Below are 24,127 nucleotides of genomic sequence, written 5' to 3' on the forward strand. Positions count from 1 at the left end.
CTGCCAATATAATAGTCTCTATAAAAAAGCGTAAATTAGCTGTATTATACGAACTGGACTTCTAACATGCCAATAGTAGCAACAAGATTATTTGATTTAGCATACCTGCAATATAGTATTGCCCCGGATTTCCCAATGTTTTCTTTCAGAAAAGATAACGAATGGGTACAAGTAAGCAATACTCAATTTATTGAACAGATCAACGAGACATCTAAAGGTTTGATCGCATTAGGCGTTCAGCCTGGAGAGAAAGTAGCATTAATTAGTGAGAACCGCATCGAGTGGAATATCCTTGATTTTGCCATTCAACAAATTGGAGCTGTAGTAGTCGCCATCTACCCTAATATTTCAACCTTAGATTACACGTATATCTTCAATCATGCCGAAATCAGGAAGTGTATTGTTAGTTCAAAGACACTATACACAAAGATATTAACGATACAAGATAATTGTCCGCAACTAAATGCTATTTACAGTCTAGACAAAGAGGATGGTCTAAACCATTGGCATGACTTCGTTTCCAAGGGCGAGATCATTACAGATGAAACGCTAAACCAACTACGTGATGGTATAAAAACCGATACATTGGCGTCCATCATTTACACCTCTGGCACAACAGGAAATCCCAAAGGTGTTATGTTGTCTCATAAAAATTTATTGGCAGATACGTTGAGTAGTGAATATTCCTTTCCTGTCGAACGGGGTGATCGTGCCCTCTCCTTTCTTCCAGTTTGTCATGCCTATGAACGCGTATTCCAATATGTATATATGTACAAAGGTTTGACAATCTTCTTTGCTCAATCGATGGATACGATAGGTGAAGATTTTAAATCCGTTAAACCACATATTTTTTCCGCAGTACCTCGTGTATTGGAGAAAGTTTATGAGAAGATTATGGCTACAGGAGAGCAATTAACAGGAGTCAAGCGTAAGCTATTCTTCTGGTCCTTGAGCGTCGGCGAACAATACAAACTGGAGGGACGTACATGGTGGTATGACTTTCAACTGAACATTGCCCGTAAATTAGTTTTTTCAAAATGGCGCGAAGCATTAGGTGGTGACATCAAAGGGATTGCCTCCGGGAGTGCTGCTTTACAGGAAAGATTAATCCGTCTGTATATGGCAGCAGGGATTCCAATATATGAAGGTTATGGCCTCACTGAGGCGGGACCCTGTATCGCTGTAAACTGCTATAAACGAGGTATGAAAATTGGTACTGTAGGCTTACCGTTAATTAATATCGAAATAAAGCTTGCTAACGATGGAGAAATATTGACTAAAGGCGAGAATAATATGATTGGCTATTATAAAAATCCAGAGGCAACAGCAGAAGCGATCAAGGATGGCTGGCTTTATACTGGGGACATTGGCCAATGGGTAGACGGTAAATTTCTTAAAATTATAGACCGAAAGAAAGAGATGTTCAAGACTTCTGGAGGAAAATATATCGTTCCGCAGCAGATCGAATCTAAACTGGTCGAATCTTCATTTATCGAACAGGCTATGGTACTTGGAGAAGGCCGCAAATTTCCTGCGGCGTTGATTGTTCCCAACTATAATAATCTTCTAGAATGGTCAAGAAGTGCTTTTCCCGCCCTTGCCAATCTTTCTAGACTAGATTTTCTAAATAGCCTAGAACTGAAACAGAAAATGGGATCGGAACTCAACCGTATTAATCAAAATTTTGGCAGCTGGGAACAGATCAAGAAGTTCATCATAGTCCCCGACGAAATGACCGTTGAAACCGGTGAATTGACACCGACGTTAAAAATGAAAAGAAAAGTTATCTTGCAAAGATACGAACAAGAGATTGAAGATATTTATCAAAACTAGTCTACAAAAAAGCCTTTGTCAAAAACAAAGGCTTTTTTGTAATCAACTAAATTATATTCTTTATTTTTTAACAATCCGTTGACGAATCGCTTCATAGATCACTACTGCGGCCGACACAGATACATTTAACGAACCTATTTCACCGTACATTGGTATCTTGGCCAGGTGGTCGGCAATACGGATTAGGTCATTGGAAACACCAACGTCCTCTGCACCCATAATCACACAGGTTGGAGCTGTATAATCCACATCATAAATGCTCGAGGTTGTTTTTTCTGTACTGGCAACTAATTGCACACCTGAATCAATCAAAAATTTACCAACTTTGGACAAGCTATCATGGCGACAGACAGGGATTTTATAAAGTGCTCCAGCAGATGTTTTAATCGCATCAGGGTTGACCTCAGCTGAGCCCTTTTTAGGGACAATGATGGCATGTACTCCAGAACATTCCGCTGTACGTGCAATAGCACCCAAATTGCGCACATCTGTCACTCCATCCAACATCAGAAGTAAAGGAGTTTCACCTTTTTCATAAATCTGAGGGAGAAGTTCTTCTATATCATGATAGGTAATTGGAGAAATAACCGCAATTACACCTTGATGATTTTTACGTGTTATGCGGTTTAATTTTTCAATTGGCACCTGTTGAGAAGCGATATTATGTTCCTTTAACAAGGCTTTCAATTCTAGAATCAAACTGCCGCTCAAACCGCGTTGTATAAATAATGACTCGATCTCTTTACCACTATCAATTGCTTCGATGACAGCACGAATACCAAATACCATCTGATTCACTTCACGTCTTTCCCCGTGGTCGCGATCACGTCTCTGAAAATTTCCTTGCATAATAAAACTAAATATTTCCCTCTTCATGGAAGAGTTTGCAAATGTACAAAAATAAAAAACAACTAGCGTGCTTGAATTAGCTTAGTCCCAAGTTAAACTCCTTCCGCAAAGTATCTAAAAGCGGGTTTTTGTTGACCATCGCTTGATACTTCTCCTGGGAAGTATAGGGCTTGCGTGAAATCGTATGTTCCATCATCACCCCCTGCAGATCCAACGAAAAATTCTGGAGTTTCACACGTAGGTAGTTCAACACATCAACCTTTGCACTTTGCAATACATCCATCTGAACACCATTTTCGACATCAATTTCAATCAATACCCCATTTAACCGCGGTTGCATAGCCGTCATCATGGTATACAAGTTAATCTTGTTTTCCGCTTTCAGCTGTTCAGCATAACTATTCCAAACAGCAATAAATTGACCGAATGAAACATCACGTTGTTCGCTTCCACGTATTAATTCAGGCTCATCACCTTCTTTGGCAACCGCATTGTTATCGTATATGGTATTCAAATCCGGCAAAGACGGAATAATTGCTGCAGTAGATGCTCCCCACCCGCCTTTTTTTACTTTAGGAGGCACGTTGGAAATAGGATCTTTTTTCACCTCTTCCTTAGTCTCGGAAGCCTGATAATTTACGGGGTTAGCTTGCGAACGCGGTGTCACAGGGTTTTCAACGACAGGAGCATTCGCTGGAGAAGTCGCTTGCGGAGTAGGGACTACCGAGGTTTGTTGCGCTTGTCCAACTACTGGCTCAGGAAGTTTTTTTTTTACGCCCTCGGTTGCCGAAGGAATCTGTACGGATCCAAGCTGGCTCAATTTAATCGCACTTGCGATATGACATGTCTTGAGGAGTGAAAGTTCAACTTGCAGGCGTTGATTTTTACTTGTCTTATAGTTGATCTCACATTGATTGGAAATATTCAATGCAGATAACAAAAATCCTGGAGAAGCTTTTTGGGACTGCTGCAGATACTTTTGACGAATACTATCACTGACTTCCAATAATTTTAGCGTAGCCGGCTCTTTAGCAACCAGCAAATTTCTAAAATGTGCAGACAGACCGGCTATGAAATGACTGCCATCAAACCCGTGATTTAAAATCTCATTGAAAATCAATAAAGTTTGTGCTGCATCCTCAGTTAAAATAGCATCCGTTAGCTTAAAATAATAATCGTAATCCAAGATATTCAAATTATCGATTACAGCTTGATAGGTGACATTTTTATTGGAAAAACTGACGATCTGATCGAACATCGACAAGGCATCCCGAAGGCCACCATCGGCCTTTTGGGCAATGATATGTAATCCGTCCTGATCATAAGCAATACCTTCCCTGTCAGCGATACGGGCCAAATGACTGGCCATATCTTCCACTTTGATCCGGTTAAAATCAAAAATCTGACAGCGCGAAAGAATCGTTGGTAAAATCTTATGTTTTTCAGTAGTCGCCAGGATAAAGATAGCATAGGAAGGAGGTTCCTCCAATGTCTTCAAAAAAGCATTGAAAGCCGCTTGAGAAAGCATATGCACCTCATCTATGATATAGATTTTATATTTTCCAGCCTGTGGTGGTATGCGTACTTGATCAATCAGGTTGCGGATATCATCTACGGAATTATTGGATGCGGCATCCAGTTCATGAATACTGAAAGAATTTCCATTTTGGAAAGACTTACAGCTAGCACATGCACCACAAGGTTCAGTGCCTGCTAAGATATTTTCACAATTTATTGTTTTAGCTAAAATACGTGCACAGGTAGTTTTCCCCACACCGCGGGGACCACAAAATAAAAATGCCTGCGCCAACTGATTGTTGTGTATCGCATTCTTTAAGGTACCAGTAATGTGTTGCTGACCTACAACCGAATCAAAGGTAATCGGGCGGTATTTACGTGCAGAAACAATAAAATTATCCATTGCACGAAGATACGAATTTTAATATTATTTTTCTACGTAACATTAATTTGTAGCGGTAGTGGAGTGCGACAATTTCGCGGTATTATCTCATTTTCTGGCATAAAAAAAGACATCCCTGTACAAAGTAATTATGGACAACCCTTGCCTACCTGCACATTGTATCAAAACAAGTCGTATAGAGATGGTTAGCAATAATACTACACTAAAGTGTTTTAGACTAAGTCATTTTTAAATGTTAATTTCGCCGAACTAAAGACTATTCGAAAACAACTTTATTAATTATTGATAATAAAAAGCAATATATCCCTGCATTAGGATACTTTTGACTGTAGCAGATAGTTAATAGCTTTCGTTATCTTACAAAAACCAAATTTATGAAGCACTTAACCTACCTATTTTACGCTTTTTTATTTAGTACATTTTTATTTGTAGGCTGTAAAAAAGAAGACAGCTATGAGGAACTCACAAGTCTATCAGCAGATAAAATCCAGCAAGCCGTTAAATTAATTGAAAATCTTTCCTGTAATGATCTGAAAGAATGCCGTATTGACACACTTTATTACACCTATGTACCCGTGCACCCGAGCATCGAGCAAGCCTATAATAAATTAATTACCGAAGCCGCTGATCTCAAAGCAAGGGCGCAGAAAGTATATAAAGGGCCTATTGTTTACAATACGAGTCCTGCTGAAAATTATCTTCCACCCCACTTTGGAATACGCTGCATTGCCGACAAGGTCAAGGTCGCCCGTGCCATGGATCTGGAACTACCTGAAATTAACCAGCGGCTGGATGAACTGTTACCTAAAATGACCACATTTTTCAATGACATTCCCTGTACCGACCCAAGTAAATGGCATATCGCCCCTTTTCGTAAAGACTGTGAATTTATCTCCATATTGTATGCTGACAAAGAAAACTTCGCTGAGTTTGGCAATATGGCAGAACAATATAATCATTTGGATCATGCAAAAAGAGTGCTGGACAAAAGCTTGAACTGTCCAGACAAAAATGACAAACCAGCCAAAGGTGTGGTGTGTGAAAATGGCAAACCTAAGATTACGTATTAATATACGCCGTGCTACCAAATCTTATATTCTATAAATCAAATCATTCTTTAGGAATGATTTGATTTAGATAAAAGCTCAGTCTTCAGATAGCTGAGCTTTTATCTAGTTCTATACTACTTCATCAGGTATCCGAAAGCTTTGGGTCTAACCATAGTTTCTTGATAAACCTTACCAAAACGATCGGTTACTTTAATTAACAAGGTGCTGTTGGGAGAAGAGGCCTTCACTTTAAACATGTGCGCTGTCAAAGTGCTCACAAAGTCCTCGGTGGGGGTAGCATCTCGATTAAGTCGCTGTGCTGAATAGGAAACAATATGCAATGGATCTCGCATACGAACACGGGAGACTGTCAACGGTTGACCATTTTCACTCACTTCGACTTTCCAATTTTTATCGTAATTCCAAACATTGATCAGTATCTCATTGTTGTTATTGGGATTCGCATATTCCGCCGCATAACTCTCCCATTTAAGATCACTTGTAGGCTTAAAATTTGGGGCATATTTATCTTTGGTAAGATGCACCTGATTAAGATCATAAGCCCTAAATTGATAATCAGCATGCTCACCGATACTCTTATACCCCCACTTTAAATCTCTTCCGTCTATCGCCCATATTCCATAGCCTCCTGGCGCCCCATCCTTACAAATATGATTGCCTGCATACCCCGCGTTACCGGTCCACCACCAGGTCGCACAGATGGCAGCTGTATTATGCTCCATGATATGCGGCGTAGCAGCAGTTTCTACGTTATAATTGATATGCGTATGTCCCGTGAGCACATGTACGGTGTTAAATCCATTCAAGGCGTTCACAAAATCCTGCGCATTGCTTATCCGATATCCTGTGGTTTCGGTACCGTTCGTATTGAGACTTGGATTGGTATGTAAATGTGCATGCATGGCGATCACAATCGGCGTATCCTTATCCGTAATGGTTGCTAGATCTTTTTTGAGCCATTCAATCTGATCAGCGACAATTTTTGTATTATAGTTCCTTGTATCACCGGCATTAATATATTCAATATTATCTAAAACAATGTAATGTACCTTACCTATATTGAATGAATAATAAGTCGGCCCCAATACATCACGGAACTTATCTTCAGCTCCCCAATCCTCATAAAACTTTGGATCGTTATCATGATTGCCCATGGTATTAAATACCATCGCGTTGATCTTATTCATTTCAACAATATACTGCGGCAGTGCATAATTATTGGTATACCAATACCCATCCCAAGTCATATCTCCCAATGTCAGCGCATACACTTTATTGCCCGCATTTTTATAGTTTTGTATTGACTGATTAACATCGGGCAGGAATCCTTTCTGAAACTGATTCAGGTCATCCGTACGTTTAGCCAAGTGCATATCTCCCAACACCATGACCACATGTTTTTCATTATTTGCAGCCTTAAGCTCAAAATCTTTAATCTCAACAATGTTTGCCGGCTGCGAAAGGCGTTGAAAGAATTGAGGCGCATTGACGTTTGAATCAACTTCATAGTTTCCCGGTATGGAAATAAACACATATTTTCCTTTTTTGGAAGAAGGTAAATAATATATACCAGCTGCATCCGTCATTGTCACTTCAAAGCCGTCTGATACCACAACATTGGCAACACCTACACCATTGGCGTAAACAACACCCTTTACAGTCATTCCTGTTTTGTCGGGGATATTCGCATTAAAAAATAAATTGACAATGGTTGATCCCAACAAAAATGACTGGGCTCCGCGTTTTACGGATATCCGATAACTATCCGATGGCAATTCCGTAGGGAAAACAAAAACAATATTATCTGCAGAAGCAGATTTGCTTGCGACAGTAAATTTCCCCATTACACCGAGTTTATTCAGTGATTCAAAATATAGCTGATCCCCCATCTTGAATCCTGTTCCTTGTATTGTATATTCGCCCCCCTTGGAAGATTCTATCCGAGAGGACAATAGCACACCGGTTATCCGTAATGTATTATCTTCATTCCCCGGTTCGGGTTCGCCAGGCTTATTTTCAGGAATAGCTGAGGCTTTGGTGCAGCTGTATAAGTTTAATGTTAGGCCAAGTCCGGTTACCAATGTAGCTCGGATAAAGACCCGTCGGTTATATTGTTCTTTTTTTTTCATAAAAATAGGTGATTAAAGGCTATTAACAATTACTTAGCAGGGGGCACAAAATAGCCCATGCAATTTTTCTGAAGAGAAAGTATGCATGGGCCAGGTTTATTATTTAGCGACGGTAACAACGATATCGTCGACAAAGATACGGTTAACAGTAGCTGGCCAATTACCAGCACGCTGATCAAAAGCGCCACCCAATAACCAAATTTGAGTCTCCGCAGTAGCTCCCGTAACAACAAAAGAATAGGTCGCCTCTGGAGCTTGCCATGCAGCCCTGCACGATTCTAGATTCGAATTAGGAGTTGCAACGTTCATCACATTAAATTGGCTCACGCTGACCGTTCCCGGTCCTTTGACACCAACGTTGAGTAGATAATGATCACCAGTGGCATATCGTACAGCTTTGAAGGTAACCAATAGATTTTTTGTACGCTGTACATTGGCCAGCTTCGGCGAAATTAGATCGCCGCCGTAGTTCGTACGCCCTAATTTAATAAAGCCTGGTCGCGCATAAATCGATGCATAATTACCGCCACCTTCTGTCGTATTGATCGTACTGGTCCAGCCTTTGGCCAACTCTTCCGTGCTCCATAAAGCAATCCTGGTTTCGCCTGAAGTCGCATTAAAGATCTCGCTTCCATAGGTCAGCCAGTTAAAGTCCTCCTGAAGAACGACATCGCCCTCTACTTGCAATTTTTGGCCTTTCTGATATACCGTTAGCGGAGATGCCTGTTGCACATCGTCTAAAAATAACAATAGATTTGCTGTACGCTCAATGTCGGTATTTTTATTTACAGTGATTGTTATCGGGGTATCGCCCTCACCTTCCATAGGGGAAACCTTAACCCAGTCAGACTCGTCCTCCACCGCAACTTTCCACTTACCTGTAGAACGGAGAATATATTGTCCATTACTTCCCTCTTCCAGAACTTCCAAACGGTTGGATATGCCATCTATTTTTAAATAGGGATCTTTCACCTGTCCTTGATCTGTGGTTCCTGCCTGTTCTACCTTCAGCACGTTATTTTGTAACTTTCCATCTAAAGTAAAAAACAAAGTCAGTTCACGCGCTTCGGGATCGGTATTTTTGTGGACGGTAACGGTAAATGTTCCATTTCCATTCCCCTCCATTGGATCGATTTTAAGCCAGTTTTCTTTTCGGAGGGGCTCAACCTTCCATTTGCCTGTCGCCTGAACAGTGTAGGTTTCAGATAAACCATCAGCCGCAGCGGTCAATTTTGATGGGTTATCTTTTAGTGCAAAAGCACCATCTACCGCAAGATCGTCTTTACAGGATGTTAGTATCATTATCAAACTAAGACAAAAGACAACTATTGATTTTGGAAACGTATCCAATTTATAATAATTAATCGTATTCATGAATTCCATAATTTTATTTAACCTGCATTTCAACACGTTCCTTCATAATTGTCGTCACATTGCCTATCGTATATTGATATGACAATAAAAACACGTTTGTGCGCATACCAAATGCTTCTTCCACTTTGAATTTATTCGGATACATTGGGTCATTGTCCAATTGTACGACCTGAATATCTTTGTAGGGCTTTATCTTTACGTTATTAAAATCATCTATCTCCAACGTAAGACAGTTTTTCGTAATATTAGGTACTTTAGATATAAAGGTTTCATTTCCGGCGACCATCCGCACGCTATTGCTGGTTAATGGAAATAGCTGTTTATTCGCCGCTGTAGACAAACCATTGGCAAACCCCACCATTGAATACATGGTATTTTTGGCCTGTGATGCATATTCATTCTCTATGATGACCTGATACAATATGGTGCTTTTCTTAGGATTGATTTCAACACCGGATGAACCTGTTGCTTTCAGCCCAATAAAATAGGTAGAGTCCGGAGATAATCCATCTGGTCGCAATTTAACCATGGTACGGCCTGTTAGCTCGCCTGCTTTGATCACAATCCTTTTGTCCATGATGTCATACTTCTCTTTAGGAAGTAATTTGGCATACAGATCTTCCGAATTATCGTAAACAGCAAAATTGTATTTTACTAAAGGTTCTGAATCCTCTTCCAGTGCAATAACAAGATCTTTATCAGGCGCATGGGTACCTCCTGAAGATGCCGCTACATAGCCAATTACCTCTTCTCCCGTCAAGCGAACCACTTCTTTAAACGTATTGTGATAATCAGAACTTATTAATGCTACCTCATTTTTATACATTTCCTTTTCGAATACTTCATTGTCCTTACAGGCAACTAAAGCCATCGAAGCTGTCAGTATAGCGATAAAACTTCGTTTCATAATTTAATATTTTAATGTCTTCCACAAACCAAAACGGTTATGGAAGACGGTTATATTTTCCTTTTTTAATGCTTAATCCTAATTATAGCCCGGATTCTGATCCAATGATGGTAATCTGCGCATTTCGGCACGAGGTATAGGCACCCAAATTAATTTTTTGTCTACCTGACGTGTCAAGAATGACGATGTACCTGGTGAAATTCGCTTGTAGAAAGATTCCCGGTCCGCACCATCGGGGTTCATACCACGAATTGGTTCGCGTTCAGTCTCTTCGTATTTACCCCATCGGCGTACGTCGTAAAAGCGTCTGTTTTCCCATAGAAACTCCACCATACGCTCACGTTCTATTTGCTTCTGTACCTCTGCCTTGTTGGCAAGCTGCGCAGCAGACAATCCTGGTAAACCCGCACGGTATCGAACAGCATTAAAAGAACCTTTTATTTCACTTTCATCCCGGCTCACGGTATAGGTTTTATCACCAAGCTGTACCGTATGGCTTCCAGTAAGGTTATTTAGTGCTTCAGCGTAGGATAACAATATTTCTGCATAACGTATAATAGGATATGCTTTGGGCATCATTCTGGCCCCCGTGCCACTGATTGCATCAAATGGATTTACCCATTTCTTAATAACATAACCAGTTAATGGATAGTTAGGCGACGATGCCGAGACACCACCTCGACCATCAGGTTCCTGATAAAAATATTTAGCCGTATGTGTATTCAACGTTGTACTCGACAAAGCCTGCCACACAGCACCGTTGAAACCTATCGATGCATAAAAACGCATTTCACGGTTTGCATACATCTTAAATATCCCCGCATTCAGTGGGTAACCTGAAAATTTACGCGGTTGAGCCGTAAATAAATCGCCAAAGGTTCCACCGGCAGGAAGATCAGCCACCGCCTCAAAATACGTATCGCCACGTGCTTCTTCTTTGGTACGTCCGTCATCCATCAGATAAGCATCTACAACTTTTTGTGTCACCGAGAAACGTCCCCATCCTCCTAAAGTTGGCGGAAATGCCCCCTGATTCAAATCCGTTCTAAAATATTCTGTATTACGCCCCCAAATGTATTCGGGATTGATTGAAGCGACAGCCTCACCGGTAAAGACGTCAGAATATGATCTAAATGCATCAATATCAGCCGCCCCATTCGGAAAGCTTCCATAGAAGTTGGGATCGGACGTTACGCCAGCTGGAAGTGTAGGCGTTCTTTCGTCCGCAGGCACTGTATATAATTTATACCGGCCCATATCCATAACACGCTTAGCAGCGGCAGCGGCTACTGCCCAACGTTTTTCATCGTATTGTTGTGATACATAATGTGTGCCATCGGTCTTGCGAATCCAGCTACCAAAATAGGATGCGGCAACAGGTCCGCCATTAAACAATGGACTGGCATGGATCAAGCGCAAACGGGCGATCAATGCAAATGCGGCACCTTTTGTCGGTTTGCCGAAATCCAATAGACTAACATCAACAGGAAGTTGTACAGCAGCCTTTTCAAATTCACCACAGATGTATTCCATAGCCTCATCATACGTCGCCCGGGGCCGGTCATAATATGCAATATCCTCATTGGTATTCACAACTTCATCTCCCAACAAGATTGGTGGGCCAAAATCTATAATGAGGTTATAGTATGCGTAAGCTCTAATAAAACGTGTATATCCTTCGATACGGTTACGATCTGCGTAGCTCATGTCCTTTGGCACATCAATGTTTTTCAATACATTGTTCGCCTTGCGGATAATTTTATAATATTTTCCCCATTGGTTAAGTCCACCATAAAAATCAGGCGTAATATTTCCGGTGACAAAATCCATCCCGTAGTAAATATTGGTTGTCCCAGTACCTGTAAGGCCATTTATAGCTTCATCTGTCGCCATTGGCCCTGGTGTATAGTTGGATCTGATCGTATTGGATTCGTCAGGGAACATTGCTGCCGCCCCCCACATATACGCTTCTAAGTAACGTGTATTTGCATATGCCGAATCAATATTAAATTCATCGTCAAAGTACTGATCAATATTTAGATAGTCCTTACAAGATGTCACCATAAACAACACTAGTATCGCTAAGCTGGATTTGGCAATTCTATTCATGATTATTGACGTTTTCATGTCTTTCGATTATTTCTATGGTATTAAAAATTAATATAAGCCTGTAACGAATAAGTCGTCGGAATTGGGTATTTACGTCCACCCCAAGCCGCCTGTTCGGGGTCAAAAATCTTAACGTTATCCCAGATATATAGGTTGTTTCCAACAAACTGAAGATCCATGGATTTGACACCTAATCGCTTTAAGAAATTCGGGCTTACATTATAGCTCAACGTAAGTTCTTGCAATCGCAAATAGCGGGCATCATCCATCCAAAAGGAGGATAACTGACTGTTGTTCCTGTTATTACCATATTGCAAACGCGGGAATTTGGCATTTGGATTTTCGGCTAAGGATAAATCAATACCATGCTGTAGCGCATAATCTCTCGGGATCCAACGATTGGCAGGATCATTAGCCATGGTAATGACGTTACCATCTGTACCGCCGAAGAAGGGCATATAGCCCATACCCGTATTTTCAGTAACATCTTTATATTTCATCGGCTGCCCAACATAGAAGAAGGAAGTCTTACCTGTTCCTTTGAAAAGGACACCTAATGATAGATTTTTGTAACGGAACTCTCCCCCGAATCCATACATGATTAATGGATAGTTACTATGGGTCAATGGTACTTTATCAAGGGTATTAATGATACCATCACCATTCACATCCTTGTATTTAATATCACCGGGTAATACCGTTCCAAAGCTTTGTGTCGGACTGTATTTAATGTCATCTTCGTCTTTAAATAAGCCTAATGCTTGATAACCACGAATGGAATTATGAGGATAACCATTATACTCTAGGTAAGAATACTCTAGGTAAGCCTGTTCCCAGTTTTGCACAACATTTTTTGAATAAGTGAAGTTACCCCGCAAAGTAAGGGTCATATCACTATTCAACTTGGTGGTGTAGCTAATATTACCATCAGCACCCGAGCTCTTCATACGCCCCACATTGGCATACGGATTAGAAATTACGCCCACATAATCCGGCACTTGCACCCGCGGTTGAAAAATACCGTTCCGTTGATCTTGGAAAAAGTCTATAACAAAATCAATTTTATTATTAAAGAGCTTTCCTTCAATACCCAAATTGGATTTAATAGCTCTTTCCCACGCTAGATTGTCTGCACCGATACGGGTTTCGGTAATCGTTTCTATCCCATCAATTCCCCAGACCTTATTCCGATCTATATCCGCCTTAGTGAGGTAGGGGAAACGTACGTCATCTACAATTCTATCGTTACCTACAGTACCATAAGACGCCCTGATTTTGAAGTAATCTAACCAAGGAGCTACATTCTTCATAAATTGGTAACTTGTAGGTACCCATCCTATCGCTACCGAAGGAAAAAAACCATACTGGCGACCAGGTTGAAAATTCTCGGAACCGGTATAACCGAAATTGGCATCCAATAGGTAAGTATCCTTATAACCATAGGTAAATCTACTGGAAACACCTTGATAACGAACAGGTATCGCCGTCAAATTATTGGTTGCATCATCCGTATTTTTGGCATCGCTCAGGTAATAATAAACTAAAGCTGAAGTACGATGATCTTCTCCAAATTTTTTATCATAATTAAGTGTAGACTCAAAATGATACTTTCGATATTGGCTTACGAATTTTGAATAGGACGCGGGCCTTTCCTGTACCTTTTGAACCATGATCAATGACCCATCCAAATTACGGCCTGTTGCTTCATACAATGCAGGCTGCATCCACCTACGTTCAGAAAAATAGCTCTGGATATCATAAGCACCTTGACCACGGATTTTCAGCCCTTCAAGCACACTGCTCAAGTCCTGATCCAATGCCAGTGTTACCTTACCTTTATAGTTTTGATTATTATAGTTACCTGTACGGTTGATCATCACATAAGGTGATGAACGCTGCCCTGATCCAACCCCGGGTAATAAGCCATTAGAGTACTGAAGCGGGATGGAAATGGGCGTAAGTGTCGATTGTGTTTTCCAGATATCATCCGTATTACCATAACCAGGTTCTTTTTTAACAGATAGAAAGCCATCTGAACCCAAAAATACCTTCGTTGTTTTGGTTAAGTTAATATCAAGATTAACACGGTAATTGTAAGTATTGTAGCCAACATTAGAACTGTAAATACTATTCTTATCGACTTTGTACGCTGCTGTTTCGCTATTACCGCCCAAACTCAGGAAGTATCGTGCTACCTCAGAACCGCCGCGCCCAGAGGCATAATAGCTCTGACGCCAAAAGCTTCGGTTTAGAATCTCATCCTGCCAACTGACATCTGGATACATATCTGGATCTAGATGTTGTTGTATAATACCTAATTCTGTATCATTAAACAAGGGCTCGCTCCCCCGCACTACGGAAGCTTCATTAGCCAATAGGGCATAATCATAAGCACGTAGGTATTTCGGTAGGCGATTAAGTCGTGATAACGTAGAGTTTGCTCGCCCTGTAATCTGGATACGGTCTACGGTACCGCGTTTAGTGGTTACCAATACAACGCCATTTGCACCCCGCACACCATATACCGCTGTTGCCGAAGCATCTTTCAGAATGGAGAAACTCTCCACATCAGCGGGATCGATCGTATTTAAATCACCTTCAAGTCCATCAATAAGCACTAAGGCTTTCGCATTGGCACCAAATGTACCAATACCACGCACCCAAAAATCTGCAATATTTGCTCCAGGCTCACCCGAGGTCTGCATCGAAATAATACCAGCGGCGCGGCCCCCTAACATATTCGCGATAGAAGGTGCGGGACTTTGTAACTGTTTTACATCTACTGTTGTAATGGCACCTACAGAACTAATTTTTCGCTGTTTGGCTCCCAGACCGACAACCACAACCTCGTCGATATTGGTGCTCTTGTCCAGCATCTTTAATTCAAGATTACTGGTGGATTCTACCACCAAATGCTCGGCAACGTCATAGCCCACACTGGTAAATACCAACCAGTCTCCATACACAGCTTTAATAGTAAACTTTCCCTTATCATCTGTAGAAGTTGCTCCTTTCGGTTTATCCTTGACATAGATTGATACTTTAGATATAGGTTGCCCCTTGCTATCAACGACAGTTCCGGCAATCGTTAACTGTTCTTCTGTTTGTTGTGCAAGCGCAGGTGATAGCCAGAGGCACAGCGGCAGCATGCACAAAAAATAAAAAATCTTCATAATATAATAAGTAGGTTAATTATTCGATAACTAATTTACGGATGCGCGCATTGCTCCAATCGGCGATATAGATATCGCCCTGATCATTCACCGCAACTCCCCAAGGTTGGTTGAACTGCGACTCTACAGGCCCACCGTCTTTATAACCAGCTTTAGTCGGTTGTCCGGCAACAGTAGAAACAATTCCATCAGCCGATAGCATACGGATACAGTGATTACCATAATCGGCAATAAACATATTTCCGGTCTTGTCAAATTTGATATCCTTTGGATAATTGAAAATTGCATCTTTAACGGGGCCGTCGCGAAATCCCGACCCACCCGGTGCATTGATACGTTTGAAGCCTTCGTTGATATGTTCAGGACGTAGGTCTAATACAGAAATTCCTTGTGCAAACGTGTTCGGGCTAGCGTTTGAGTGTAACGTAATATACAACTCCCAAGGTTTTGCTGGATTAATAGCCTGTCCATATTGTGAACCATAAGGCCCTTTGTGCACGATCGTCGCAGCATATGTCACCGGATCTATTTTAGCGATATGACCATCACGGAAGCGTGTATATAAATGGCCATCGTAGGGGCAAAAAGTCACAAAGTTGGCATATCTATCCGCCTGAACAATTTTGCCGTAATCAGCTGCTGAGAACTGTGCATTCCGCTGGCGAAGTGTCCAAGCTTCTCTTGGATCAAAGGAAAAAAACACTTCCGCAACCGACTCGTGCGAAACTGTCATAATACCTGTTTCCCGATCCACTGTCACCCCGTTGGCATAAGGGTTTGGTGAGGATGCAGCTGAATATAAAGGGGTAACGATATTTTCCTTTTCGTTGATACGCGCTATCCCAAATGATCCACCATCACGCCAGGTCATAAATAGGTTGCCTTGCGCGTCCATATCTAGGTATTTGCCATAGACATGTGCCTGATCGAGTGTACCTGCTAAAAAGTCCTTATCCCCTGTACCAGTAACTGTACTGACCTGCGCCTGGATATGATAAGTAAATGATTTATCATAAATCAATGAATCTTTACCGATGACAACCGAAATTTTGGGATCATCACCAGGAAGACGTGGCACAATAGCATAAATACGTTCTCCACTTGAGGAGACTACTGCAGCCCGTGCATTATTAAAATACACTTTGATCTTATTTGGATCGGATCCAAAGTTTTGACCATCTAATAAGATTTTATCCTTAGCTCCGCCTTCTGCAGGATAGAAAGAAGAGAGCACGACCGGTTTATTGGGATCATGCTCACCTTGCCTTGTTGCAACATCTTCTTTACAATAAGAAAAAAACAGCAACGATAACAAAGAGAATGTTAATTGATTATATTTTTTCATAATAATTTTGGTTAAACAAATCTATAACTGGTTCTGACTTGAGATCGAATACAATTCAGAAAAACAAACAAAACAAATATTTCAAAACAAACAAAACAAATGTATTTTTTAAAAATTGAAAGAATAAGAAATAAACAACACAAGTTAAAACAGGTATAAGATTTAGATTAAAACGCTGCAAAACTAACAAACAAGACCACAAAAACTACCATAACAATGATTACCATATTGTTAACATTGTTTTAATTTAAAAATAAGTAGTTAGTTTCATATTTAAGAAAAAAAAACAAAAAGAAACATCACCAAAACAAAACGAAACAACATTCTTGTAACATCTCAATTCACAGTTTACGCAGATACTAAGACAAACCGTGGTGTTTTCTTTCACTTCCCATATTTTGGGGATTTTTGCGGGACATTAAAAAAAACAAAAAAATTGGCAGTTAAATGATGATATCGCAACTAGTTCATCCTTTTTCATAAATCCTTCGTACCTGCCTCGCCCCTTATTCGGAGGCCGCCCGCTTCTTCTCCACTGTTTCCCTACTCCTTCCCTACTGATTATGTAGGCAATATGTAGAGAATCTGTAGGAAATATGTAGGCGCATTCCGAAGATGGCACGAACCAGACACGAAAAAATGGTGAATAAAGGGGAGAGAAAAAGAGCATAATGATTAGCCAATTTTCGGCCACCATATGGCCGCTTTTTGGCCAAAAAACCTTCCATATCCTTGAACTGGTAACAGTTAAAAATTCAGGAAAATGAAAAAAAATCTAGCGCCATACAGCCATTGTTCAGTGCGAGCATGTCCTAGTCTTGTCCTAATTTCTCCAAAAGTGTCCTTATTTCGCAAGAGGTGCGAGCATTCCCACTAAAATCCAGTATTATGTATTTTGAAAACTAGTGGGCTAGTACGGAAAATGTACAACTCTTTCTCCAGATTTGGACAACTTTTAACCTTATATACTCGATATATTTGGGATCAATTCAGCAGTGACAGGAAGTAGTGTCGATCAATTGAGAAGTAATGCAGTTGATTTAGGAATTAATTCTACAATATAAAACAATCACAAATTCTATGTTTGAATTCACTCATCCATTAGCTGGGATTTAGGCGTAGTCAATAAATAACAGTCAAACCGAGCTATAAAATAGCAAAAATATATTAAATAAACATGTGCTGGACGGTAGTATTTAGTAAATAAATTATAAATACTTTTCCATACCGTAAAAGTTGAAAAATAAACCACGATCAATTATGAAGAAGACCTTCAAATTTATATTACCAAAAGTAGCTTATTTCGAGGACGAAAAACACCCATTTCTCACCCAATTACCTGGTGCCAAGCGTAATCTATATGAGGATCCTTCTATCCAGCTTGTAGAGGAATACATAGATTACCGGCAGACCATATTATATCGGCTACAGGCCCATGTGCCCACTGATTGTATCGTGCAACTTAAAACAAACAGGCCAGACTTTCACCTGATTTATACCAAGAACGCGACGGACGATATTATCGTTCAAAAACATGGTACCAAAAACGAAATAGTACTTCCCCATAGACATAGTACTTTTACCTACATTCCGCGCAGTAAATTCGATATACTGCTAAAGCCCGGGAATTACCTGGTCTACGGGCTATTGATTGATATCGGCCTGGTGCGGGACATCATCTACCATCACGGCCACTTTCTATCCGAATTAAAAAATGCCAGAAAAAGGGATAAATCCAGTCTTTACCAGACCGCCTTATGGCCGATCAAAGAGCTGACTGATTACCAGCTCAACCGCATTGAAACACTCTTTTTCAACTATAGCAAACAAAACGAAGCAAAGGTTGTCGAGCAGATTTACCAGTTATTTGATATCGCCGAATCAAAACAATTTGCATTCTATGAGAAACTGAGCGAAAGTGAAATACTGGCCAGAAAAGCTAGAACAATGATCCATGATATCGTCAACCAAGGTTTTCAGGAAGTGAATATAAGCCTGATTGCCACTATCCTAAGCGTTTCTGATGCCCACCTGACGCGCTGCCATAAACGCCATTACAGACAGACTCTTTTACAGTATAGGGACGAAATACTCCTTCCGCTGGCAAAAGAAAGATTGCTTTCGACTTATAGTATTGGCGAAGTAGCCAATTTTTGCGGATTTAAATACCCAAGTGGTTTCTCCAAATATTTTGAAAAACGGGTAGGCCTGTATCCCTCCGATTATATTGAACTCCATCGTAATCCCGACAATGACAAAAATGAATACATCATATGATCAAAAATGGATAAATGAATTCACCGAGGCTGCCTTACCTTTGAAATACGCTTAAAGAACGAAAAGCAAAAGAGATGGCAGGCGTACAAGTGCCATGCGATCCCCGTCTTTCCCGACTGGGAGTCCAGCTATCTTCGGTACGTCTGCGAAAGGTTGGGAGGAGATAGCTGGAGCAAAATAAAATAGGGACGCGGGTACAGCGATAAAGTGCAAAACAACACAGAGGGCAGGCCGCACCCAGGATGTGCCGCTGCGCTACAGGTTATGGATAGGTAAAATGAACGAAGATGAAAAGTTATTGATTTCCCTTACCTCGGCCCCGGCTATCCCCTGAAGGCGGTGCCCCCTGCCCAGCTGCCTGTCGATGTCCAGCTGGGTCCGGAGGGAATAGCCCCATAGTTTGGCATTGCTTCTGTCCTGTATGCCACCATCAGGTATCCCATAGGTCGTCTTGCCTCCGTTTATGGCTGTAAAGCGGTTGTACAGGTTCCGGGTATAATAACTGTTTTCTTCCAGTAATGACGAGGATTCTGTTAGGGCACGGTTCAGCTGCGACTGAAGGGTGAACCGTAGGCCTTTAGCTAAGTCGTAACCCAGATCAAGCCCCGCGACAATCTGCTGATTTTCTGACCTGCTACCGGTTCTTTCGAGCTCATCCAGGGGGACAAAATTCCAATTCCTGGATACCAGCCCCTGATTTTGGTCGATAAACGTTCTGTCATAGTCCGTGTAGAGTATGTCATTAACCCCGTCGCTGTTTTTCAATTGTGCATATGGATAGAGTTCTTTGTTGTTGACCTTGATGTGGCCGTAGCCTACCATATTGGAAGTGTTATACATGGTGCCCGTGATCCTGCTAAAAGAAAGGTCTGTCGAAAGGGTCAGTTTTGATACCGGCCTGTAGGTCTGGCTAAATCTGGCCGTGATCCTATCCTGGCCGTTTGTTGGCATACTATAGGTATTTTTATTGTAACCGAGCGAAAAAGAATAGCTTACCTTATCCCCGCCTCCACGCAGGCCTATGGAAGAGCTGCTTTCAATAGCATTTCTGTAAACAAAGTTCAGAAAATCATTTCTTACGTCAATTCCCCGCAGTACTCCTAATCGTTCCTCGAGCTCCTTTTCGCTGATTTCCTGTTTCTGTTGCTGAATGAGAAGCTTTACGACTGGCGTGATCACCGGCTTTTTGCTGTCATTGATCTGTGTACCATAAAAACCTTTTTCAAAAAGAAACCTCTCCATGTCAATAAAATCACTGGACGAGGCGGTCTGGCGCGAGAACAGGTCCGGTTTTCTCGAAACCATCAAGCTGGAGGAAACATCTACGAAAAGAGGCTGGTTCAGTTTGCCTTTTTTTGTTGTGATGACCAGTACACCATTTCCGGCCCGTACACCCCAGATTGAGGCGGCGGCAGCGTCCTTTAGCACGGTAACTGTTTCTATATCCTGGGGATTGATATTTTCAAGCGTGCCCTCAAAAGGGAAGTTATCCACAACGATCAGGGGAAAGGTCTGGCCTATAAGGCTGGACTGTCCCCTAATGGTGAGGTTGGGCTGTTGCGCCGCTCCATTAAAATTATAGCCGGTCCTATCCGTATAGGCACCTGAAATAAGACCATCTATCCTGTCAAGTAGGTTTCCCGATGTATTATACTGTATTTCTCGCTCGCTGATCGTTGCTACGGAGCCGGTAGAAGCCCTTCTGTCAATACGCTGATATCCGGTGTTGATCTTCACTTCCTCCAGCGTGTTTGACCTTGGGAGCAATTCAACAGAAATATATTGCGCGTTTCCCAATAAAATCGGTCGGGATACCGGTACATATTGCACATCCCTGATCAGGATCGTGTCTTGGCCACGGGCAGTCGGCACAAGGGTAAAATTACCTGTAAGGTCTGATGATGTCGACACATTGTTCCCTTTAAGCATAATGGTTGCGCCCCGGATAGGTCTTCCGTTGGATTTATCCACTATCTTTCCTGAAATTGTGATATTGGTCTGCGCAGATAATGAGCTCCACAATATCAGCAGCAGGAGTGTTGTCCATATTTTCAAAGCAGCCCCCCTTTCTTTTGAGTATTGACCTGTTTTCGGCTTTGGATATTTCCGGCTGCTTTGGAGCTTATTGTTGACCAGTCATCGGCTTGTGCCTTTATTATGTTTTCAACGTCAAGATATTTGGCAGATGTGATTGCCCTGATCTTATTGCCCTTGATCCATACAATATGCGGTACAGACTGTACTCCGAAATAATAGGTCAGAACGAAATCTTCGGCTACAGAGAAGGGCTTGTAGTCCTTGAACCAATATAAAATGGTCTTTGAATGTTCGATTTCGTCGGTAGTTTGCGCAGTAACAGGTATCACGGAAACGGATGCTGGCAGTTCTATTTCTTTTAGCTTTCGCAGTGAATTCAGGCAGCTTCCGCACCAGGTTGCCCAAAAGTCCAGTACAATGAGTTCCTGCTTTCCAAAATCATTCAATGTAATCCTTTGTTTTCCGTCTGGGTGGTTTACAGTCAGTAGGTGGAGCCCCCACAATGCGTCTGGAATGGTATCTCCGATCTGTAATGGCTTGATGCTATTTAGCCCATCCGCCCCGCTGTCTTGGCGGAGCGTCTGAGCAGATAAACCAAACATATAAAACATAAGAGCTAATAAGATAAACGCTCTTATGTTCTTCAATGCCTTAAAAGAAAAATATAAATATTGAAAAACTATAGCTGTAAGCAGAAGCAATCCCCTACCAACTCCTGACCAACTTCGCCCTTTCCGCGGGTTTTCATCGAGTCGGCTGCGGAATTTCAGTGGGTCACACCGATGAAAACCCGATGCCAATTCGAAGCGAATAGCATAAAAGGCAGAAGAAAGGCCGGTATTAACTGGGAAAAAGTCCAAAGCCAGTAGGCGTACTTTTTTCAGCACTCGGCCAGTACCCTTACAATAGGATCTGCTCGAGTATCTGGCCAGTGCTTGGCAGATGTAGGTATTTATATTTATCTTGACTAGCGTCAATAATTTTAACGTATTCATAATTTGTTTGTTATTGGTTATTTCGATAACCGACTGAAAAAATCAGCGATTTTTTTGCTCAATTCCAGTTCTTTTTCTATAAGCTCGTCTGCTTCCGATTACAGCTCAGCTTTAGTAATATCTAGTTTACGATGATTGACGATACAGTATACGATCAACAGACGATACACTGCAATTGCAAACTCCTGCATTTCTTCATCTTTCAAAAGCTGACGCCTTTCTACTCCATCATCAACATAAGCACTCAACAGCACTAGGATATTAGCAGATATCGCATTTAAGGCATACCGATCTCAGAATATTTCGATCTCCTTTATAGAGCCATAATCGACCTTGTGGACATCGTAAATCATCCAATCAAAAGCAAATTGTAGCACCAAAATCCTTTTCATTTTTCAGTTTGTAAATCCGTAACCCAAAGTACATAAGATCCCCTTTCCAATCGAAATCAGCTTTTTTGAGGCCTGATCATACTCAGGTCAGTTTGACAATAATTTAATTAATTCAGTAAGCCAGATCGCGTTTGAATGAGGGGTCACACAGGTAAATATATTGGCGTTACGCGATCAATGACTAAAAGAGACCAAATAGTATTTGGCAGAGCCAGCCGAGCTATTCGGGAGCTGTGATGATGTTTTTTTGTAATTGCTTCCGAAAAACAAAAGCACCGATAAAATCACATTTTTGTAATGTTAATTGGTGCTTTATTTTTTTGATTTTATTTCTCATAATTCGTCAAATTAAAACGAACTCAAAGAAATAGTCAAAAATGGATGACTACTTGCTTGTCGTAGCAGCAGAGGCTCTGGCGGAACCTTTACTCATTACCCTAGGAAATAACTTTCAGTACCATTATTAAAAAATAATGGGTGATGCCAAAGATCAAGCAAGCGCCATCCTACCCTAGGAATATTTTCCAAAGATAGGATAAATTGACGCATTACTCACCCTCCATATCACAATAATCGCCAGATCCTGCTACGAGAGTTCGCTATTAAGTTTAGTTTAATTCCTACTTTTTATTTTTTACCATTAAATTCAGATAATTATATTTAACCACCACAAATATATAAAATCATTTAAATAACTCCAAATAAAACGTATCGTTTTATGGAGTGGTGTTTTACCTACAGCTTCCGTTCTTTTATAGAATGGAACATAAAAACAATAATAATATACTAGTTCTTGATGTTGAACAAAAACTAATTGGCCTGCGTTTCAAGCAAATAAGAAAAACCATGGGCTATTCTAGTCATGAGAACTTTGCTTATGATTACAATCTTGACAGAGCTCAATACGGAAAAATCGAAGCGGGATCGTCCAACATGACACTAAAGGTTTTCATTAAACATCTAAATGCCATTGGTTATTCCTTTCCAGAGTTTTTTAATGAAGATTATGACTCAATAAAATTAGATTCTTAAAAGCAAGGTGAAAATTTATAAAATCATGAATCTTCAATCGTAGTAAGTGTCGCTGGATTCTTATCCAGCACACGGCGTTGATCTGCAAGACGTTGATCTTGATAAAGTCCAGAAATTTACGAATAAAGTAAATGCGGCAGTTGGAAAATTTAAAGACGCTCAAGCTGATCGATTAGGAAAATCATGTTACCAGCGCGGCCCTTTTTTATTCGTGAAAGCTATATTGGCTATAATGTCCACGTAGGCCGGCTGAAAACACCATCTTTTATCATCGATGACCGAAATGTTTAATAATGCTCTTTTTAATGTTATTGAAGATGCAATGCGTTTTTGAAAAACTAAATGAAATCAACATGATACAATCCAAGATTATTCAGACCATCTGTATCAAACGAAAAAGCCATCCTCTAAAGAATGGCTCTATAATATTTTATAAGCAAAAAATCCTATTTCAGCTCCTCCACCTGTTCGACAGTCAGTCTTAAAGCTTTAGCAATATCTTCTACAGCTACAACAATTTTCTTAAATTCTAACGCTGATTTAAGCTTTTCAGCTAATTTCTCAGCTTCGGCTTTGGCACGCTCTTCCAATCGGCCTTTCTCCATACCCTCCTTTTCAGCATACGCAATTGTAGCATTATAGACACGTTTCTGTTCTAAGCTTGATATGTATGACATCTTCTCT

At 40.9% G+C, this 24,127-nt stretch carries 15 protein-coding genes; 4 read left to right on the forward strand and 11 right to left on the reverse strand.

The window, feature by feature from the left end:
• The first annotated feature begins 66 nt into the window (after positions 1-66).
• A complete protein-coding gene (locus AACH28_RS08385; protein ID WP_341832714.1) occupies positions 67-1,833 on the forward strand; it encodes a long-chain fatty acid--CoA ligase in 1,767 nt (588 codons plus the stop codon).
• A gap of 60 nt (positions 1,834-1,893) precedes the next feature.
• On the opposite strand, the gene rlmB is transcribed toward AACH28_RS08385, so the two are convergent.
• Entirely contained in the window at positions 1,894-2,682 is a 789-nt protein-coding gene (gene rlmB / locus AACH28_RS08390) for a 23S rRNA (guanosine(2251)-2'-O)-methyltransferase RlmB (protein WP_046672182.1), read from the reverse strand.
• A 76-nt stretch (positions 2,683-2,758) separates the two neighbouring features.
• Positions 2,759-4,603: a DNA polymerase III subunit gamma/tau gene (locus AACH28_RS08395; protein WP_070567258.1), complete on the reverse strand. Its 1,845-nt coding sequence runs from the start codon at positions 4,601-4,603 to the stop codon at positions 2,759-2,761.
• Between the two features lie 374 nt (positions 4,604-4,977).
• Here AACH28_RS08395 and AACH28_RS08400 point away from each other — a divergent pair, with 374 nt between their 5' ends.
• A complete protein-coding gene (locus tag AACH28_RS08400) occupies positions 4,978-5,673 on the forward strand; it encodes a hypothetical protein (protein WP_341832715.1) in 696 nt (231 codons plus the stop codon).
• Positions 5,674-5,786: 113 nt separating this feature from the next.
• Here AACH28_RS08400 and AACH28_RS08405 read toward each other — a convergent pair whose 3' ends face one another.
• The 6 genes from AACH28_RS08405 to AACH28_RS08430 all read right to left on the reverse strand — a co-directional run bounded on the left by AACH28_RS08405 (position 5,787) and on the right by AACH28_RS08430 (position 16,710).
• The gene (locus tag AACH28_RS08405; protein WP_341832716.1) at positions 5,787-7,802 is read right to left on the reverse strand and encodes a calcineurin-like phosphoesterase family protein; all 2,016 of its coding nucleotides are present in this window, start codon (positions 7,800-7,802) and stop codon (positions 5,787-5,789) included.
• 99 nt (positions 7,803-7,901) lie between these two features.
• Positions 7,902-9,104 carry a BACON domain-containing protein gene (locus AACH28_RS08410; RefSeq protein WP_254667725.1) on the reverse strand — a complete coding sequence of 401 codons (1,203 nt, stop codon included), beginning with the start codon at positions 9,102-9,104 and terminating at the stop codon, positions 7,902-7,904.
• Positions 9,105-9,189: 85 nt separating this feature from the next.
• Complete coding sequence (locus AACH28_RS08415; protein ID WP_070567266.1) at positions 9,190-10,083, reverse strand: DUF1735 domain-containing protein; 894 nt, start codon at positions 10,081-10,083, stop codon at positions 9,190-9,192.
• Between the two features lie 78 nt (positions 10,084-10,161).
• The gene (locus tag AACH28_RS08420; protein ID WP_341832717.1) at positions 10,162-12,192 is read right to left on the reverse strand and encodes a RagB/SusD family nutrient uptake outer membrane protein; all 2,031 of its coding nucleotides are present in this window, start codon (positions 12,190-12,192) and stop codon (positions 10,162-10,164) included.
• 41 nt (positions 12,193-12,233) lie between these two features.
• Positions 12,234-15,365 carry a TonB-dependent receptor gene (locus AACH28_RS08425; RefSeq protein ID WP_070567270.1) on the reverse strand — a complete coding sequence of 1,044 codons (3,132 nt, stop codon included), beginning with the start codon at positions 15,363-15,365 and terminating at the stop codon, positions 12,234-12,236.
• A 19-nt stretch (positions 15,366-15,384) separates the two neighbouring features.
• Positions 15,385-16,710 carry an IPT/TIG domain-containing protein gene (locus AACH28_RS08430; RefSeq protein ID WP_070567272.1) on the reverse strand — a complete coding sequence of 442 codons (1,326 nt, stop codon included), beginning with the start codon at positions 16,708-16,710 and terminating at the stop codon, positions 15,385-15,387.
• A gap of 1,260 nt (positions 16,711-17,970) precedes the next feature.
• Here AACH28_RS08430 and AACH28_RS08435 point away from each other — a divergent pair.
• A complete protein-coding gene (locus AACH28_RS08435) occupies positions 17,971-18,987 on the forward strand; it encodes a helix-turn-helix domain-containing protein (RefSeq protein ID WP_341832718.1) in 1,017 nt (338 codons plus the stop codon).
• A 255-nt stretch (positions 18,988-19,242) separates the two neighbouring features.
• Here the strand turns inward: AACH28_RS08435 and AACH28_RS08440 are convergent, their stop codons facing one another.
• A complete protein-coding gene (locus tag AACH28_RS08440) occupies positions 19,243-21,042 on the reverse strand; it encodes a carboxypeptidase-like regulatory domain-containing protein (protein WP_341832719.1) in 1,800 nt (599 codons plus the stop codon).
• Positions 21,039-22,019, reverse strand: coding sequence for a hypothetical protein (locus AACH28_RS08445; RefSeq protein ID WP_112374241.1), 981 nt, complete (start codon positions 22,017-22,019; stop codon positions 21,039-21,041). The genes AACH28_RS08440 and AACH28_RS08445 overlap by 4 nt, the downstream gene beginning before the upstream one ends.
• A 1,151-nt stretch (positions 22,020-23,170) precedes the next feature.
• On the opposite strand from AACH28_RS08445, the gene AACH28_RS08450 reads away from it, so the two are divergent.
• Positions 23,171-23,443 carry a helix-turn-helix transcriptional regulator gene (locus AACH28_RS08450; protein ID WP_070567287.1) on the forward strand — a complete coding sequence of 91 codons (273 nt, stop codon included), beginning with the start codon at positions 23,171-23,173 and terminating at the stop codon, positions 23,441-23,443.
• Between the two features lie 446 nt (positions 23,444-23,889).
• On the opposite strand, the gene AACH28_RS08455 is transcribed toward AACH28_RS08450, so the two are convergent.
• The gene (locus AACH28_RS08455) at positions 23,890-24,120 is read right to left on the reverse strand and encodes a hypothetical protein (protein ID WP_070567291.1); all 231 of its coding nucleotides are present in this window, start codon (positions 24,118-24,120) and stop codon (positions 23,890-23,892) included.
• Positions 24,121-24,127 lie beyond the last annotated feature (7 nt).

Origin of the sequence: Sphingobacterium thalpophilum, from assembly GCF_038396785.1 — a bacterium.
In the GTDB taxonomy this organism is placed as follows: Bacteria; Bacteroidota; Bacteroidia; order Sphingobacteriales; family Sphingobacteriaceae; genus Sphingobacterium; species Sphingobacterium thalpophilum_A.